The following is a 15,097-nucleotide window of genomic DNA, read 5'->3' on the forward strand; positions in this document are numbered from 1 at the left end:
GGCGCTTGCGGAATTGACCGCTTCAAGCGGCGGACAGGCTGCCTAAGCTCGGCCTCGAAAGGGCAATCCAGGAATCCCCGTTCATGCATTCCCGTTTCAAGGCGGCGGCCATCCATGCCGCACCGGTCTTCCTCGACGCCACGGCGACGACGGACAAGGCGGTCTCCCTCGTCCACGAGGCGGCCAGGGCCGGCGCGGCCCTCGTCGCCTTCCCGGAAACCTTCATCCCGGCCTTTCCGGTCTGGGCCGCCCTGGCGGCGCCGATCGACAACCACGACCTGTTCGCCCGCATGGCCGACCAGTCGATCCTGGTCGACGGGCCGGAAGTCGTCCGCATCCGCGAAGCCGCGAAGGCGGCGGGGATCGTCGTGTCCATCGGCATCAGCGAGCGGTCGCCCGTGAGCGTCGGATGCCTGTGGAACAGCAACCTGCTGATCGGCGAGGACGGCGACATCCTCAACCACCACCGCAAGCTAGTCCCGACCTTCTACGAGAAGCTGATCTGGGCTGCGGGGGACGGGGCCGGGCTGCGGGTGGTCGAGACCGCGATCGGGCGTATCGGCCAGCTCATCTGCGGCGAGAACACCAACCCGCTGGCCCGCTACAGCCTGATGGCGCAGGGCGAGCAGCTCCACATCTCGTCCTGGCCGCCGGTCTGGCCGACGCGGCGCCCGGCGGGTGGGGGCAATTACGACAACCTCGCCGCCAACCGCCTCCGGGCGGGCGCCCATTGCTTCGAGGCCAAGGTCTTCGGCCTCGTCACCGCGAGCGTGCTCGACCGGGCGGCGTTCGATACCATCGCTGCCTGCGATCCCCGGGCCGCCGAAGTGCTGGAAGGGACCCCGCGCGCGGCCTCGTTCTTCCTCGATCCCACCGGGACCCAGATCGGCGAGGCGCTGCAGGAGGAGGGAATCCTCTACGCCGAGATCGACCTTGCGGCCTGCATCGAGCCGAAGCAGTTCCACGATGTGGTCGGCTACTACAACCGCTTCGACGTGTTCGACCTCGCGGTGAACCGCCGCCGCCTCGCCCCTGCGACTTTTCGCGATACCGCCTCGGCTCCGCCCGCGGCGGCCGTCCTCACGCCCGTCCCCGGCGACGGCGCGTGACTTGCTGAGCTTTGCCCCGACCCCTGCCTGAGCGGAGATGTGCCATGCTGTTCGACCGTCGCAAGCTGCTCCTCGGGGGCGCCGCCGGACTGATGCTGCCGGGTTTGGCCCGGGCGCAGGCGCCCGCCACGATCGGCACCTTCCCGGAGGGCGTCGGCGCCGAGTCCGTCTTCCTCGGCCTCACCATGCCCCTGACCGGAGTCTTTTCCGGTGACGGCAGCGATCTCAAGCTCGGCTACGAACTTGCCATCGCACAGATCAATGCGGGCGGCGAGATCCCGACCGCCTGGGGCCTCAAGGGCAAGGGCGTCCTCGGGCGCCAGATCCGCTACAAGGTCGCCGATACGGAGGGGAAACCCAACGTCGCGGTGCAGGCGGCGACGCAGTTCATCCAGCGGGACAAGGCGATTCAGTTCTCGGGCTCGGTCAGCAGCTCGGAGGCCATCGCCCTCGAAGAGCTCGCGAGCCGCGACAAGGTTCTCTACATGGTCGGCATCGCCGGCTCGAACGACGTCACCGGCAAGAACTGCCAGCGCTACGGCTTCCGCTCGCAGCAGAACGCCTACATGGCCGCCAAGGCGCTGGCCCCGGTGGTCGCCAAGGCGCTGGGCCCCAAGCGCAAGATGGCCTTTCTGGTGCCGGACTACACCTACGGCCAGACGGTCTACGAATCCTTCGCCAAGTTCGCCAAGGAGGCGGGCTGGACGCAGGTTCTGAAGGAAACCGTGCCGCTGGGCACCGCCGATTACAGCTCGGCACTCCTTAACATCGCCAATAGCGGCGCCGACGTTTTCGTGAACATCTGCTTCGGCGCGGATGCGGTCGCCTCGACAAAGCAGGCCGAGCAGTTCGGTGTCCTGTCGAGCATGAAGCTCGTCGTGCCGAACCTGTCCTCCTTCCAGGACAAGGAACTGGGCGCCGAGTTGATGCAGGGCGTCTACGGTTCCTGCGATTTCTGGTGGACGCTGGAGGACCGCTATCCGCTGGCCAAGACGTTCGTGGCGAGCTTCCTGGAGAAGAACAAGTATCACCCGCGCTGGGGCGCCCACATCGCCTACATGCAGACTTACCTTTGGGCGCTCACGGCGGAACGGGTTGGCGGGTTCAACCCGGTCGATATGATCAAGGCGATGGAGGCCTCGAAGAGCCAGCCCTACGACTCGACCATCGGCAAGGTTTATTACCGCGCCGAGGACCATCAGATGGTCCGGCCGATCCCGATCCTGAAGGGCAAGACGCCCGGCGCGATGAAGGGGCCAGAGGATTTCTACGAGATCGTGGACGTGGTCGAGGGCGAGAGCGTGATGAACGCGCCCGACCTGTTCGGCTGCAAGCTCGGCCCCTACACCTGAGGGACCGGCCATGCCCAGCACGGCGGTTCTCCTCTCCCAGGCCTTCAACGGCCTCGCCCTCGGAAGCCTTCTGGCCCTCGTGTCCAGCGGGCTCACCATCATCCTCGGGACGCTCGGTGTCCTGAACTTCGCCCACGGCGCGCTGTTCGCCGTGGGGGCCTACACCGCCTTCGTGATGATGTCGGCGACGCATTCCTTCCTGCTCGCCCTGCTCGGCGGCTGCGCCATCATGCTGATCCTCGGCTTCGCCATGGAGCGGCTGGTGATCCGCCACTTCTACGCGAGGCCCGACGAGGACCAAATCCTCGTCACTTACGGCATCGGCATCGTCCTCGTGGAGGCGTTGCGCGCGTGGTTCGGCGGGAACAGCCAGCGGGTGCCGGTGCCCTCCTGGGGCGTCGGGGCGACCAAGCTCGGCTTCCTCATCTACCCGACCTACCGGCTCCAGCTCATCGGCATCGTCGCGGCCCTCCTCGTCGGGCTCTACCTCGTCCTCTACCGGACGGCGATCGGCCTCGTGGTGCGGGCGGGGATCGAGAATGCCGGCATGGTCGGCATCCTCGGCATCGATGTACGCCGCACCTTCCTCCTCGTCTTCGCCATCGGCATCGTCGCGGTGGGGCTAGCCGGCATGCTCTACGCCCCCGTCGTCTCGGTGACGCCCGACATGGGCGCGAGCTTCATGGTGCAATCCTTCGTGGTCATCGTGCTGGGCGGGCTGGGCTCGTTCCCCGGCGCCGTGGTGGGCGGGCTTATCGCGGGTGAGGTGATCAGCCTGACGAGCGCCTTCAGCTCCGCCTACTCGGAGGTGATGCTCTACGGCCTGATGGCCCTCGTCTTGGTGGCGCGCCCGCAAGGGCTGTTTGGCACGGAGGGCCGCGTGTGATGCCCCCTGCCCTTCGCCGCATCCTCCCCGAACTGGCCCTCGCTGCCTTCCTGGTCCTCGCCCCCGTCCTGCTGCCGCCGCTGGGCTTCTCGCACGATCTGCTGTCGCGGGCGCTCAACTGGGCGCTGTTCGGCCTTGGGCTCGACATCCTCTTCGGTCTCGCGGGCCTCCTCTCCTTCGGGCAGGCGGCCTTCTACGGGACGGGCGGTTTCGTCGCCGCCACCCTCCTTGTCTCCGGCACGGTGGGGAGCGTCTGGCTCGCCCTCCTGGCCGGGACGCTGGCGGCGGGCCTGTTCGGCCTCCTCGTCGGCTGGCTCGCCGTGCGGCGCATCGGCATCTACTTCGCCATGATCACCCTGGCCTTCGGCCAGATGGCCTATTTCATCGAGAATTCCCCGCTCTCCGATTGGACTGGCGGCGAAAACGGCATCGCCGGGGTGCCCCTTCCGACGATTGGCTTCGGGGCGAACGCGGTGCGGATCACCGCCGGGCTGCCGATGTACGCGCTGTTGGCGGCCACCTTCCTCGTCGGCTTCGTCCTGGCCCGCCGCATCGCGAAATCTCCCGTCGGGCTGATCCTGCGGGCGGTAAAGGAGAACACCGCCCGCGTGGCGATGCTCGGCCACGACGTCCCGGCCTACAAGCTCGCCGCCTTCACCATCGCCGCCCTCTATGCCGGGCTCGCCGGGGCGATGCTCGGGCCGTTCCAGAGCTACATGCCGCCGGACGCCTTCGCCCTGGAGACTTCGGGGCAGCTCGTGGTGCAGACCATCGTCGGCGGGGTCGGCACCCTGGTCGGGCCGCTCGTCGGCGCGGCCCTCTGGCTCTGGCTGCGCGACAACCTGCAACTCATCCCCGGCCTCGGACCCCTGTGGAAGCTCGTCCTGGGGCTCGCCTTCATCGGCCTCGTGATCGGCCTGCGCCGGGGCATCTGCGGGGAGATCGTACATCTCTGGAACCGCCGCCAAGAGGCCCGGCGCCTCCGCGCGCAGCTCGCCCGGACGGAGGCCATTGAGGCGGCCGGCGGGGCACCGGCCCGTGCCATCCCGGCCGAGATCGCCCTGCCGATGCCGCGCCCGGCGGTGGACGGACGCAGCGCGCACGGGGAGATCGCCCTGGAGGCGCGCGGGCTCGCCAGGCACTACGGCGGCCTGAAAGCGGTGGACGGCGTGAGCTTCACCGTGCGCCGGGGGGCGATCCATGCGGTGATCGGGCCGAACGGGGCGGGCAAGAGCACCCTGTTCAAGATGCTCTCCGACGAGGTGAGCCCGAGCGCGGGCGAGGTGCTGCTGTTCGGAGAGCGGCTGACCGGGGGCGGGGTGAGCCGGGCGGCCCGGCGAGGCGTCGCCAAGAGCAACCAGCTCAACCAGCTCTTCATGAATCTGACGGTGCGGGAGAACTTGCGGGTGGCGGCGCTGTCACGGGCGCGGGGCGGCTTCCGCCTGGATCTCCTCGCCCCCGCCGATGGCCGCCCCCAGGTGGAGGCGCAGGTCGCGACCCTGATGGACCTTCTCGATCTCGGCGAGCGGGCCGAAACCCCGGCAAGCGTCCTGGCCTATGGCGAGAAGCGAAGGCTGGAGATCGGCATGGCGCTCGCCATCAGCCCGAACGTCCTGCTTCTGGACGAGCCGCTGGCGGGCATGAGCCTGTCGGAGCGGGCGGCGACCTGCGCCCTGATCCGGCGCATCGCAAAGGCCTGTACGGTCGTCGTCGTGGAGCACGACCTCGACGCCATCTTTGAACTGGCCGAGCGGATCACTGTTCTGTGCGAGGGCCGCCTGCTGGCCGACGGCCCCACCGACCTCGTCCGCCGGGACGCCGCCGTGCAACGGGCCTATCTCGGAGCCGGACCTGCGGAAGCCGGCGCCAAATTCGGGAGCGCCGCATGAGCCTGCTCGAAGTCGAGGGCATCGACTCCCTCTACGGCGATTCGCACGTCCTGTTCGGCGTCTCCCTGCGGGTCGAGGAGAACGAGGTGGTGGCCCTGCTCGGCCGCAACGGCGCGGGCAAGACCACGACGCTGCGCACCGTCATGGGCGTGCTGAGCCCCCGGCGCGGGACGATTCGGTTGGACGGTAAGCCGATCCACGGTCTTCCCCCCTCGAAGATCGCCTGCGTTGGCATGCAACTTGTGCCGGAGGAGCGGGCGGTGTTCGGTGGCCTGACAGTCGAGGAAAATCTCCGCGTCGCCCGCCTGACCGCGTCCGGGGCGTGGCCTATCGAGCGGATCTGGGAGATCTTCCCCCGCCTGAAGGAACGGCGCACCTCGCGGGCGCGGACCCTTTCGGGGGGCGAGCAGCAGATGCTCTCGATCGCCCGCGCCTTAATCCGCGACCCCCGCATCCTGCTCCTCGACGAGCCCTTCGAGGGGCTGGCCCCCCTGATCGTGCAGGATCTGGTCGAGTTGACGAAGCGTCTTGTCCAGGAAGGGCGCACGATCGTCGTGGTCGAGCAGAACGTCGCGGCGGTCCTGAGCTTCGCCGACCGGGTCTACGGCTTCAACAACGGCCATATCGTCTATGAGGGACAGGCCTCGGCTCTCCGGACGGATCCCGCTCCGATGCGAGATTTCATGGGCTTGGCGCCGTGAGCGAGACCACAGACACCGGCTCAATGCTGACGAAGGGGGGCATGGATGCCGCCACGAAGAGCCTGGCCATCGAGTACGTCAAGCGCGGCATCCGCGTGGACGCCGTCGCCCCCGGCGTCATCAAGACGCCGATGCATGCGCCGGAGGACTACGGTGCCCTGGCCGCCTTCCACCCCATGAACAAGATGGGCGCAGTTGAGGACATCGTCCGCGCCGTGCTTTATCTTGAGGACGTCTCCTTCACGACGGGCGAGATCCTCCACGTCGACGGTGGCCTGATCGCGGGTCGCTGACCCATTACGGGGAGCACGCATCGGGCGCTCTCCCCGTCTGTCCTGGAGAGCCGCATGCCAATCGTGAACATCCTCGTGACCCGTGGGCACGCCTCCGGGTGCGGACCGCACCATCGATGCGCAGAAGGCCGCAGTCTATGAGGGCATCGCCGATCTGCTCTTCGACGTGATGGGCGAGCCCCGCGAGAACACGACCGTCATCTTCCACGAGTACGGGATCAAGGACCTCGGGCAGGGCAGTCTACCCTTGCGAGACTATCGCGCACCGAAGCCATGACCGCCCGTCGCGGCCGAAACAGTCATGCGGCTTCCCAAGCGGCGCGCCACAGACGCGCTCCTGTGGCCGTCATGGTTGAGTGTCACCCGGGGGCATGCAGGCGCCGGTACTCGGCGGGCGTGGTGCCGACCCGCCGGACAAAGGCGCGCCGGAGCGTGTCGGCGTCCCGGAACCCGCACGCGCCAGCGACCTGCTTGAGGGCCACCTCGCCCGTCTCCAGGAGGCGGCGAGCAGCCTCGATCCGGACGGTCTCGACGTAGGCGGCCGGGGTCAGGCCGGTCTCGGCCCGGAATACTCGCGCGAAGTGGCGAGGGCTCATGCCGGTCCGGGCAGCCAGCCTGTCGACACCGTGATCCTCGGCCGGGTGCGCGGCCACCCAGCGCTGGACCTCCTGTAGCGCCGAGCGACCAGATGGTGCGCTGACCCCGCGCCGGCTGAACTGGAGCTGGCCGCCGCCGCGCTTGAAGAACATGACGAGCTGAGCCGCCACCCGCCGGGCGACCTCAGCCCCGAGGTCCTCCTCCACGAGTGCCAGCGCGAGGTCGAGCCCCGCCGTGACGCCGGCGGCGGTCCGAAGCGGCCCATCGAACAGGCAGATCGCATCTGCCTCGATCTGCGCTTCAGGGAAGCGCTCGGCCAGCACCTCTGCCACGGCCCAGTGCGTCGTCAAGCGGCGACCATCCAGAAGGCCGGCCTGGCCGAGCAGGAAGGCCCCGCTGCAGACCGAGCCGTAGCGGCGAGAGCGGGCGGCGGCAGCGCGGAGCCACGCGAGAAGCTCGGCCCCGAGCGCTGCCTCGTGCATCCGCGGTGCGCCAGCGACCAGGAGCGTGTCGAAGGCCGGGCCCGCTTCAGCGGGAGCGATGAGGTCCGGCAGCAACCGCCGTCCCGACGAGGTCGTGATCGGGCCCGGTGCGGTCCCGACGAGGGCGAGGCTGTAGATTTCCCGACCGCACTGGGCATTCGCCTCGGCGAAGACGTCGAGGGGGCCTGCCACGTCGAGGAGTTGGACGTCGGGCAAGGCGAGAAGGGCGACTGACCGGGACGGCATGGGAATCCGGTGTCCGAGGATGTAGGAACGTTGGCAGAAATAATCGTATCACGACGATTGATGCCAAGCTCGGTTCCCCCTAGCTCAACAGGACATGCAGCGCAAAGGAGCCTCGTCCATGAGCGTTTCGTCCGAAGCCGCCATTCCCGAGAGCAAGCTCGCCCGGGCGATCACCGAGTTCGTCCGGGACACCGAGACCGAACTGCTCTTCAACCATTCGAGCCGGGTCTATCAGTTCGGCGCCCTCGCCGGCGTCCATCGCGGCCTGACCTTCGACCGCGAGCTGCTATACGCGGGCGCCATGTTTCACGATCTCGGCCTGATGCCGGACCACAGCAGCACGGCGGAGCGCTTCGAGGTGGACGGCGCCAACGCCGCCCGCGAGTTCCTGAAGGCGCACGGCGTGTCGGAGGCGGACGTTTACACTGTCTGGACGGCCATCGCGCTCCACACCACGCCGGGCATCCCCGTCCACATGCATCCGGTGGTCGCCCTGGTCACGGCCGGCGTCGAGATGGACGTGCTGGGCCTGACCTACGCGCAGTATTCCGACGCGGAGCGCGAGGCGGTGGTCTCGGCCTTCCCCCGCACGCCGGACTTCAAGGAGGACATCATCCAGGCCTTCTACGACGGCATCAAGCACAAGCCGGACACCACCTTCGGCAACGTTAAGGCCGACGTCATCGCCGACAAGGAGCCCGGCTTCCGCAAGGGCAACTTCTGTAGCGTGATCCGCATGTCCCGCTGGCTCGGCGGGACGCATGCCCCGGGCTGCGGCTGCGGCGGGCACGATTGAGCGTCGCCGGCCGGTCGCTCGGACCGGCCGGCAGGCCGCATGGCACGCCGCCTGCAGGGATCGCGGCATCGGTTCCCGGTCGGTGCCCATCCCATTCGGGCGTGTCCGAAACTGCGTTTGATCTGGCAGGATCTGTCGTGACGCCGAACTGTACGCCGGCACGAGCGACCGCCTAATCTTCGCGGCACCGAAGCGGAACAAGGTCGAGGTGACGCATGGCGGCGACGGCGGTAAAAGTGCCTGTCACGGTGCTCACGGGCTTCCTGGGATCAGGAAAGACCACTCTTCTCAACCAGTTGCTCGCGCAGGGCGAGGCCGAGAAGACGGCCGTCATCGTCAACGAATTCGGCGAGGTCGGCATCGACGGCCACCTCGTCGTGGGCGTCGACGAGGACGTGATCGAGATCAACAACGGCTGCATTTGCTGCACGGTCCGCGCCGACCTCGTCACCACGATCGGGCGCCTGCTCGCGCGGCCGCAGCAGGTGCGACGCATCCTGATCGAGACCACGGGCCTCGCCGACCCGGCCCCCGTCATTCAGAGCTTCATGCTCGACGAGAATCTCCGGGCCCGAACCGAACTCGACGCGCTCGTGACTGTGGTTGATGCCCGCCACAACCCGCTCTGGCTGTCGATGGGCGAGGAGGCCGAGGCGGCGGGCGGAGAGAACGTCGCACGGGAGCAGATCGCCTTCGCCGACCTCCTTCTCCTCAACAAGATCGACCTCGTCGATGAGGCTGCTCTGAAGGCTTGCGAGACCGAGCTTCGCCGCATCAATCCGCTCGCCCGCATCCGGCGCATGCGGGACGGGACGGTCTCAGCCGCGGAGGTGCTCGGCATCGGCGCCTTCGATCTGAAGAACGCGCTGGCCATCGAGCCTGACCTCCTGTCGGACATGGAGCACACGCACGACGACGCCATCGCGAGCGTCTCGCTCCGCCCCGAGGGCGATCTCGATGCAACGGCGTTCTTCGGGTGGCTGAACCGCTTCGTGCAGACGAAGGGCGCCGACATCCTGCGCATCAAGGGCATCGTCGCCCTCGTCGGCGAGGCTCGGCGCTACGTCTTCCACGGCGTGCACATGACCCTCGACGGCCGGCCCGGCAAACCCTGGAGACCCGGCGAGCTACGGCGCGGCGAGATCGTGTTCATCGGCCGCAACCTCGATGCCCAGGAGATCGCGGCCGGCCTTGCGCAGTGCCGTGCGGCGCAGGCGGCCTGAGCGAGCTCACGAAGCTGAACGGAGGCCCCATGAAGCTCCAGCACACCCTTGGCGGCCTCGAAGGCCTCGACCCCGTTCAGCCCGAGCTGCGCGTCTTCGTGGAGACTTGGGAGGAGCGCATCTTCGGCATCCATACCGCCATGATGGCGCTCAGCCCGCATCTCAACCTGCCGCAGACGTCGAGCACCTTCCGCACTTTCTGGACCTGGGCCGACCTGCGCAAAGGCGCCGAGGCCATGAACCCGTTCGACTACTTCAAGTACCGCTACTACGAGAAATGGCTCGGCGGCATCTCGGGCTATTGCGTCGCCAACGGGTACATCACGCAGGCCGAGCTCGACGCGCGCACGGACGAGTACCTCGCCGACCCGGTCAGGCCGCTGCCGTCGGGCGGCACGCCGGAAATTGACGACCGTATCCACAAGTACCTGATGGACGGCGACTCACCCTGGCACCAGTGGGCGCACAAGCCACGCTTCGCCTTGGGCGACACGGTGCGGGTCGCCGATCCACCGACGGTCGAGCACACCCGCCTACCGGGCTACCTGCGCAACAAGGTCGGGGTCGTCGAGACCGTTTACGACGACGCATTCAGCTACCTGTGCTCGACCGGGCCCGACGGCATCGGCCCACCCATGCCAGTCTACTGCGTGAAGTTCGACCCCCAGCACCTCTGGCCCGGCAACGCCGAGCCCGGCTTCTTCATCTACGCCGACCTGTTCGACGCCTACCTGCGCCCGGTCGAGGACCGGGGTGCCGCGTGAGGGAGAACCGATGACCGACCGCTTCGCCTACCCCCCGGACCGTGAGGCGCGCAACGCGGCGCGTGTGCGGGCGCTCGAAGCCTTGCTGATCGAGAAGGGCGTCATCACCGACCAGACCGTCGACAAAGTGATGCAGACCTTCGCAACCGAGATGGGCCCGTTCAATGGCGCCAAGCTCGTGGCGAGAGCGTGGACCGACGACGCGTTCAAGGCGCTGCTCGTGGCCGACACGATGGCGGCCGTCGCCCAACTCGGTCTGCCTACAGGAGCGGCGGGCGCCGAGGGCGAGCATATGCGCGCCGTCGCGAACACACCTCAGGTCCACAACCTCATCATCTGCACGCTGTGTTCCTGCTATCCCTGGCCGGTGCTGGGGCTGCCGCCCTACTGGTACAAGGACCCGTCCTTCCGTGCCCGTGCGGCCCGGGAGCCGCGGGCGGTGCTCAAGGAGTTCGGCCTGGAGGTCGACCCCGCGAAAGAGATCCGCACCTGGGACAGCTCGGCCCAGATCCGCTGGTTCGTCGTGCCCGAGCGGCCGGACGGCACCCAGGGAATGAGCGAGGACGACCTCGCGAAGCTGGTTACGCCCGAGGCGATGATGGGCGTGGCCGTTGCCATGCCGAAGGCGGCTTGAGGGCATCCGTCGTGCAAACGAGCTTCGAGCACTTCGCCGTCGCCAGCATGATGGGGCAACCCGACACCCCACCCCGTGCCAACGGCAGCCTCTGCTTCCATCAACCTTGGGAGCGGCAGGCGTTCGGTTTGGCGGTGGCCCTTGCCCGGGACGGCCACTTCGAGTGGGAAGACTTCCGGCAGGCATTGATTGCGGAGATCGCGGCGTGGGAATCATGCCATTCTCGCGACGACCCGGGTTGGGACTACTACGAATGCTGGCTGAACGCTCTTGAACGCGTCACGCGGATCCATTTCGGTTCAGGCAAGGCCGCCGCTTTGGTCTCGACAATGCCAACGACCTAAAGCACTCTTATAAGGCCACACGGATGCGTATGTTCTGTGTTCTGGCTCATTGCTGAGTAAAGTCTAATCTCGGGATTCGGCCGCGGACTACTGTTCGGCAGCAATGGACGAGGCTGAGACACACAAGCTGTGCTGCCACAGCGACCACTTCGGAGAATCCGCGAGACGCGGCTGAGCAGCCGAGATGGGCGCATAGCGGAACGTCCGGTTTGTGAGGATGCGTTGCAGTTGGATAAGATCATCCGCTGATAATGCCGAGCTACGGAGCAGCGGGGCCTCAAAAATTATCGGGCCACCTCAATGACATAAGTGTTCGCATTTTTGTTCGGACTGGCGCGCCAGGGTTCTCGAGCACATCGTTCGAGCCGGTTCGAGCGCTGTCCGGGATGCCTCCGTCCCGGAGGCCTGGCGACGGCCGGGACGGTCCGCATCGGGGTGTTGACCGCGCTCTGCCCATGCTGCTGATTGCGCACCGCTGTACCGGCGGGCGGCGCACCGTGCGCGATCTCACGCCGCCGGATCCGAACCCGTCGCAGGGTTGGCCGTCGGGGCGAGTCGGTCGCCCCGTCGGCGCGAAGCGAGGGCGGGCATGGCCGGGACAGGACCGAGCAGGCGCGGGATCCTCGCGGGCGGCGGCGCCGTGGCGGCCGCCGCTCTGCTGCCGCGGGCGGCCCGGGCCGCGCCGCGGACCATCCTGAACGACGCGAGCGGCCTCAACCCGACCCCGGTGATGCGCCACGCCGTGCTCCCGACGGACTCGACCGAGGCCCTGATCGAGGCCGTGCGCGCCGAGATCCGGGACGCCGCCACCGCCGGGCGGCCGGTCGCCGTCGGCGTTGCCCGCCACTCCATGGGCGGCCAGAGCCTCGCCCGCGACGGAACCGCCGTAACCCTGGAGGGCGGCCCGATCGAGCCCGACACCGCCGCCGGCCTCTACAGGGTCGGGGCCGGCGCGCGCTGGTCGCAGGTCATCCGGCAGCTCGACCGGATCGGGTTCTCGCCCGCGGTGATGCAGTCGAACAGCGATTTCGGGGTCGGCTCGACCTTCAGCGTCAACGCCCACGGGTGGCCCGCGCCGCACGGCCCGTTCGGCTCCACCGTCCGCGCCCTCCGCCTCGTCCTGGCCGACGGCAGCCTCGTGACCTGCTCCCGCACCGAGAACGCCGCGCTGTTCGGGCTGGCGATGGGCGGCTACGGCCTGTTCGGGATCCTGGTCGACCTCGTGGTCGAGATGGTGCCGAACGTCCTCCTGGCACCGACCTACGCGGTGATGCCGGCCGCCGATTTCGCCCCCGCCTTCGTGGCCGCGGTCGAGCGCGATCCGCGGCTGCGCATGGCCTATGGCCGGCTCTCGGTGGCGCGGGCCGGGTTCTTCGACGAGGCGATCCTGGTCACCTACGCGGAGGCGGAGCACCCGCCGAAAGTTCTGCCCGCGGCGACCCAGCAGGGCGCGTTCACGGCGGTCTCGCGCGAGATCTACCGCGCCCAGGTCGGCAGCGAATTCGGCAAGCGCGCCCGCTGGATCGCCGAGACCCGGCTCAACCCGGCCCTCGATCCCGGCCTCGCCACCCGCAACACCCTGATGAACGAGCCGGTGGCCAACCTCGCCTCCCGCGACGGCGGCCGCACCGACATCCTGCACGAGTACTTCGTCCCGCCCGAGCGCTTCGACGCGTTCCTCGCCGCCTGCCGCGAGACCATCCCGCGCTCGGGCTGCGACTGCCTCAACGTCACCCTGCGCTACGTGGCGGCGGACCCGGACTCGACGCTGGCCTACGCGCCGTCCCCACGCATCGGCGCGGTGATGTCGTTCTCGCAGGGGCTCACCCCCGGCGACGAGGCCGCGATGATGCGCATGACCGAGGCCCTGATCGAGCGGGTCGTGGCGATCGGCGGGGCCTATTACCTGCCCTATCGCCTGCACGCCCGGCGCGACCAGATGGCCCGGGCCTATCCCGGACTCGACGCCTTCGTGGCGGCCAAGCGCCGCTACGATCCGGGGCTGCTGTTCCGGAACGCCCTGTGGTCGACCTACATGGCCTGAACGCGAGGATCCGCCGTGACAGTCTCACTCCCCCGGGCGGCCGCCCTCGCCTTCGCGGCCATCCTGCTGTTCGCCGCCGGCACCGACTACGTCCCGGCCTTCCGGGACGCGGAGGGGCGCGTCTTCGGCCTGTTCCGGCTCGACGTCTACAAGGACGCGCTCCACCTCGCCTCCGGCCTGTGGGCCCTCGCCGCCGCCCTGTGGTCGCGGTCGGCCGCCGTGACCTTCCTGCGCGCCTTCGGGGCGATCTACCTCCTCGACGGCGTCGTCGGCGTGCTCACCGGGTCGAGCTTCCTCGACCTGTCGCTGTTCCTGAAGGGGTTTCAGGACAGCCCGCTCCTCTCGAACGGCCCGCACCTGAGCCTCGGGCTCGCCGGCGTGGTGCTCGGCTGGTGGCCGCGGCGCSGCGCCGCGACGGTCGCGGCGTGAGCCCGCGGCCCGGCCGCCGCCGCTGGCGGCTCGCCCGCTGGGCGGCCGCCGGCCTCGCCGTCCTCGCGCTCGCCTGCGCGCTGCCGGTCGCGGCGATCGAGGGGGGCTGCGCGGCCGCGCCCGACCCCGCCCTGCAGGTCCGGGCGGCGGGCGGCGGGCGCTTCGGGATCGCCCCCGAGGGCTACAAGCGCGCGGCCGGCGACAGCTACCTCACCTTCCCCGAATGGGACATCGTCCACGCCTACGCGGACCTCGCCGGGGTGACGCGTTCCGCCTCGGAATCGGCCTTCGACTACTGGGCGGCGACGACGGGCTTCTGGACGAGCCTGTGCGGGGCGACCCGGGCGGCCGGGCGCACCGGCGACGTCACCGCGGGCCAGAAAGTCACCAACTACGTGATCGGCCTCAGCTTCACGGCCGAGATGCTGATCCAGGGGGCCTACGAGCGCACCCTCGGCGCGCTGACCGCGCGGTGGCGGGGGCCCGAGCCGACGGACGAGGACCGGTTCAACGCCCGGCTGCTCGCGGACTACGCCGCGTTCCTGCGCCAGACCCCCTGGTACCGCTACCCGTTCGACGCGGCGCTGTCCCGGCTCTGGCACGAGGTCCCGTTCACGCCGTCCCTGCGGGCGGTCGAGCGGCGCGGCGCGCTCACGCTGCAGTACGGGGTGAAATGGGCCTACGCGCGGGGGATCGCGTGGCTCGCCGGGATGGACCCGGCCGGCCTGACGATCCGCAGCGTCGTGGCGGGGCTCGATGCCGACGACGCGGCCGCCGACCCACGCATCACCCTCCTCGGCCCCGTCCCGGCCGGCGACGGCGGCCCGGCCGCCCTGATGGAGACGCCGCGCTACCGGGCCTTCACGGAGATCGTCCGGGGCCTCGGCGCGCGGGGCCGGACCGTCCTGGAGATCGCCGGCAACCGCCGGATCCTCACCACCGTCCTCCTGCCGCCGGGCCGGACGGTCACCCTCGCGGGGGCCGAGCCGCTGTTCGCGATGCCGATCCAGTCCGAGCCGGGCTGGCAGCGCGTCGGCTACGACACCGCGGTGGAGCAGCTCGTCGCGCAGATCCGCGCCGTGGAGGCCGCGGGGGGGCGGTTCGAGCATGCCTACGATTACTGATCGGCGACCGCGGCGCGGCCTGCCGGTCGGCGCCGTCGCGGCGGCGCTCGCCGGGGGGCTCGGCGTGACCGCGCTGACCGCCCTCGCGGTCCAGCCGGAGACCGTCGTGGCGCTCGGGAACCCCGCCGCCCTGGCGGCCGCCGATAACGGGGCCCTGGTCTCGGCCGGCCGCGCGTACCTGGTG

Annotated in this window: 16 protein-coding genes and 1 pseudogene; 16 read left to right on the plus strand and 1 reads right to left on the minus strand. The window is 69.3% G+C overall.

Going from position 1 to position 15,097, the window contains the following annotated elements:
• Positions 1-83: 83 nt before the first annotated feature.
• From MMR14E_RS28870 to MMR14E_RS28900, 7 genes and pseudogenes are all read left to right on the plus strand, one after another.
• Positions 84-1,109 (plus strand): carbon-nitrogen hydrolase family protein, encoded by a 1,026-nt coding sequence (locus MMR14E_RS28870; protein ID WP_331319075.1) that lies wholly within the window; start codon positions 84-86, stop codon positions 1,107-1,109.
• A 44-nt stretch (positions 1,110-1,153) separates the two neighbouring features.
• Complete coding sequence (locus MMR14E_RS28875; protein WP_331319076.1) at positions 1,154-2,461, plus strand: ABC transporter substrate-binding protein; 1,308 nt, start codon at positions 1,154-1,156, stop codon at positions 2,459-2,461.
• 10 nt (positions 2,462-2,471) lie between these two features.
• A complete protein-coding gene (locus MMR14E_RS28880) occupies positions 2,472-3,347 on the plus strand; it encodes a branched-chain amino acid ABC transporter permease (protein ID WP_331319077.1) in 876 nt (291 codons plus the stop codon).
• A complete protein-coding gene (locus MMR14E_RS28885) occupies positions 3,347-5,236 on the plus strand; it encodes a branched-chain amino acid ABC transporter ATP-binding protein/permease (RefSeq protein ID WP_331319078.1) in 1,890 nt (629 codons plus the stop codon). Before MMR14E_RS28880 ends, MMR14E_RS28885 begins: the two co-directional genes overlap by 1 nt.
• Positions 5,233-5,937: an ABC transporter ATP-binding protein gene (locus tag MMR14E_RS28890; protein WP_331319080.1), complete on the plus strand. Its 705-nt coding sequence runs from the start codon at positions 5,233-5,235 to the stop codon at positions 5,935-5,937. Before MMR14E_RS28885 ends, MMR14E_RS28890 begins: the two co-directional genes overlap by 4 nt.
• A 26-nt stretch (positions 5,938-5,963) precedes the next feature.
• A pseudogene (locus tag MMR14E_RS28895) lies at positions 5,964-6,230 on the plus strand (SDR family NAD(P)-dependent oxidoreductase); the annotation flags it as partial.
• 82 nt (positions 6,231-6,312) lie between these two features.
• Positions 6,313-6,507 (plus strand): tautomerase family protein, encoded by a 195-nt coding sequence (locus MMR14E_RS28900; protein WP_331319082.1) that lies wholly within the window; start codon positions 6,313-6,315, stop codon positions 6,505-6,507.
• A gap of 82 nt (positions 6,508-6,589) precedes the next feature.
• Here MMR14E_RS28900 and MMR14E_RS28905 read toward each other — a convergent pair whose 3' ends face one another.
• Complete coding sequence (locus MMR14E_RS28905; RefSeq protein ID WP_331319083.1) at positions 6,590-7,555, minus strand: GlxA family transcriptional regulator; 966 nt, start codon at positions 7,553-7,555, stop codon at positions 6,590-6,592.
• Positions 7,556-7,673: 118 nt separating this feature from the next.
• On the opposite strand from MMR14E_RS28905, the gene MMR14E_RS28910 reads away from it, so the two are divergent.
• The 9 genes from MMR14E_RS28910 to MMR14E_RS28950 form a co-directional block, all read left to right on the plus strand.
• Positions 7,674-8,351 carry an HD domain-containing protein gene (locus MMR14E_RS28910; protein WP_331319085.1) on the plus strand — a complete coding sequence of 226 codons (678 nt, stop codon included), beginning with the start codon at positions 7,674-7,676 and terminating at the stop codon, positions 8,349-8,351.
• Positions 8,352-8,566: 215 nt separating this feature from the next.
• On the plus strand, positions 8,567-9,574 hold the full coding sequence (locus tag MMR14E_RS28915; RefSeq protein ID WP_331319087.1) for a GTP-binding protein: 1,008 nt from the start codon (positions 8,567-8,569) through the stop codon (positions 9,572-9,574).
• 29 nt (positions 9,575-9,603) lie between these two features.
• Entirely contained in the window at positions 9,604-10,338 is a 735-nt protein-coding gene (gene nthB / locus MMR14E_RS28920; protein ID WP_331319089.1) for a nitrile hydratase subunit beta, read from the plus strand.
• Positions 10,339-10,348: 10 nt separating this feature from the next.
• Complete coding sequence (nthA, locus tag MMR14E_RS28925; RefSeq protein WP_331319090.1) at positions 10,349-10,972, plus strand: nitrile hydratase subunit alpha; 624 nt, start codon at positions 10,349-10,351, stop codon at positions 10,970-10,972.
• An 11-nt stretch (positions 10,973-10,983) separates the two neighbouring features.
• Positions 10,984-11,316, plus strand: a complete 333-nt coding sequence (locus MMR14E_RS28930; protein ID WP_331319091.1) for a nitrile hydratase accessory protein — start codon at positions 10,984-10,986, stop codon at positions 11,314-11,316.
• Positions 11,317-11,905: 589 nt separating this feature from the next.
• Positions 11,906-13,360, plus strand: coding sequence for an FAD-binding oxidoreductase (locus MMR14E_RS28935; protein WP_331319092.1), 1,455 nt, complete (start codon positions 11,906-11,908; stop codon positions 13,358-13,360).
• A 15-nt stretch (positions 13,361-13,375) separates the two neighbouring features.
• Positions 13,376-13,789, plus strand: coding sequence for a DUF4383 domain-containing protein (locus tag MMR14E_RS28940; protein ID WP_331319093.1), 414 nt, complete (start codon positions 13,376-13,378; stop codon positions 13,787-13,789).
• Complete coding sequence (locus tag MMR14E_RS28945) at positions 13,786-14,913, plus strand: hypothetical protein (RefSeq protein WP_331319094.1); 1,128 nt, start codon at positions 13,786-13,788, stop codon at positions 14,911-14,913. Before MMR14E_RS28940 ends, MMR14E_RS28945 begins: the two co-directional genes overlap by 4 nt.
• Positions 14,897-15,097, plus strand: a 201-nt coding sequence (locus tag MMR14E_RS28950) for a hypothetical protein (RefSeq protein WP_331319095.1), incomplete at its 3' end; no start/stop codon positions are given. The genes MMR14E_RS28945 and MMR14E_RS28950, both read left to right, overlap by 17 nt.

The organism is Methylobacterium mesophilicum, assembly GCF_036441335.1.
Classification (GTDB): Bacteria; Pseudomonadota; Alphaproteobacteria; order Rhizobiales; family Beijerinckiaceae; genus Methylobacterium; species Methylobacterium mesophilicum_B.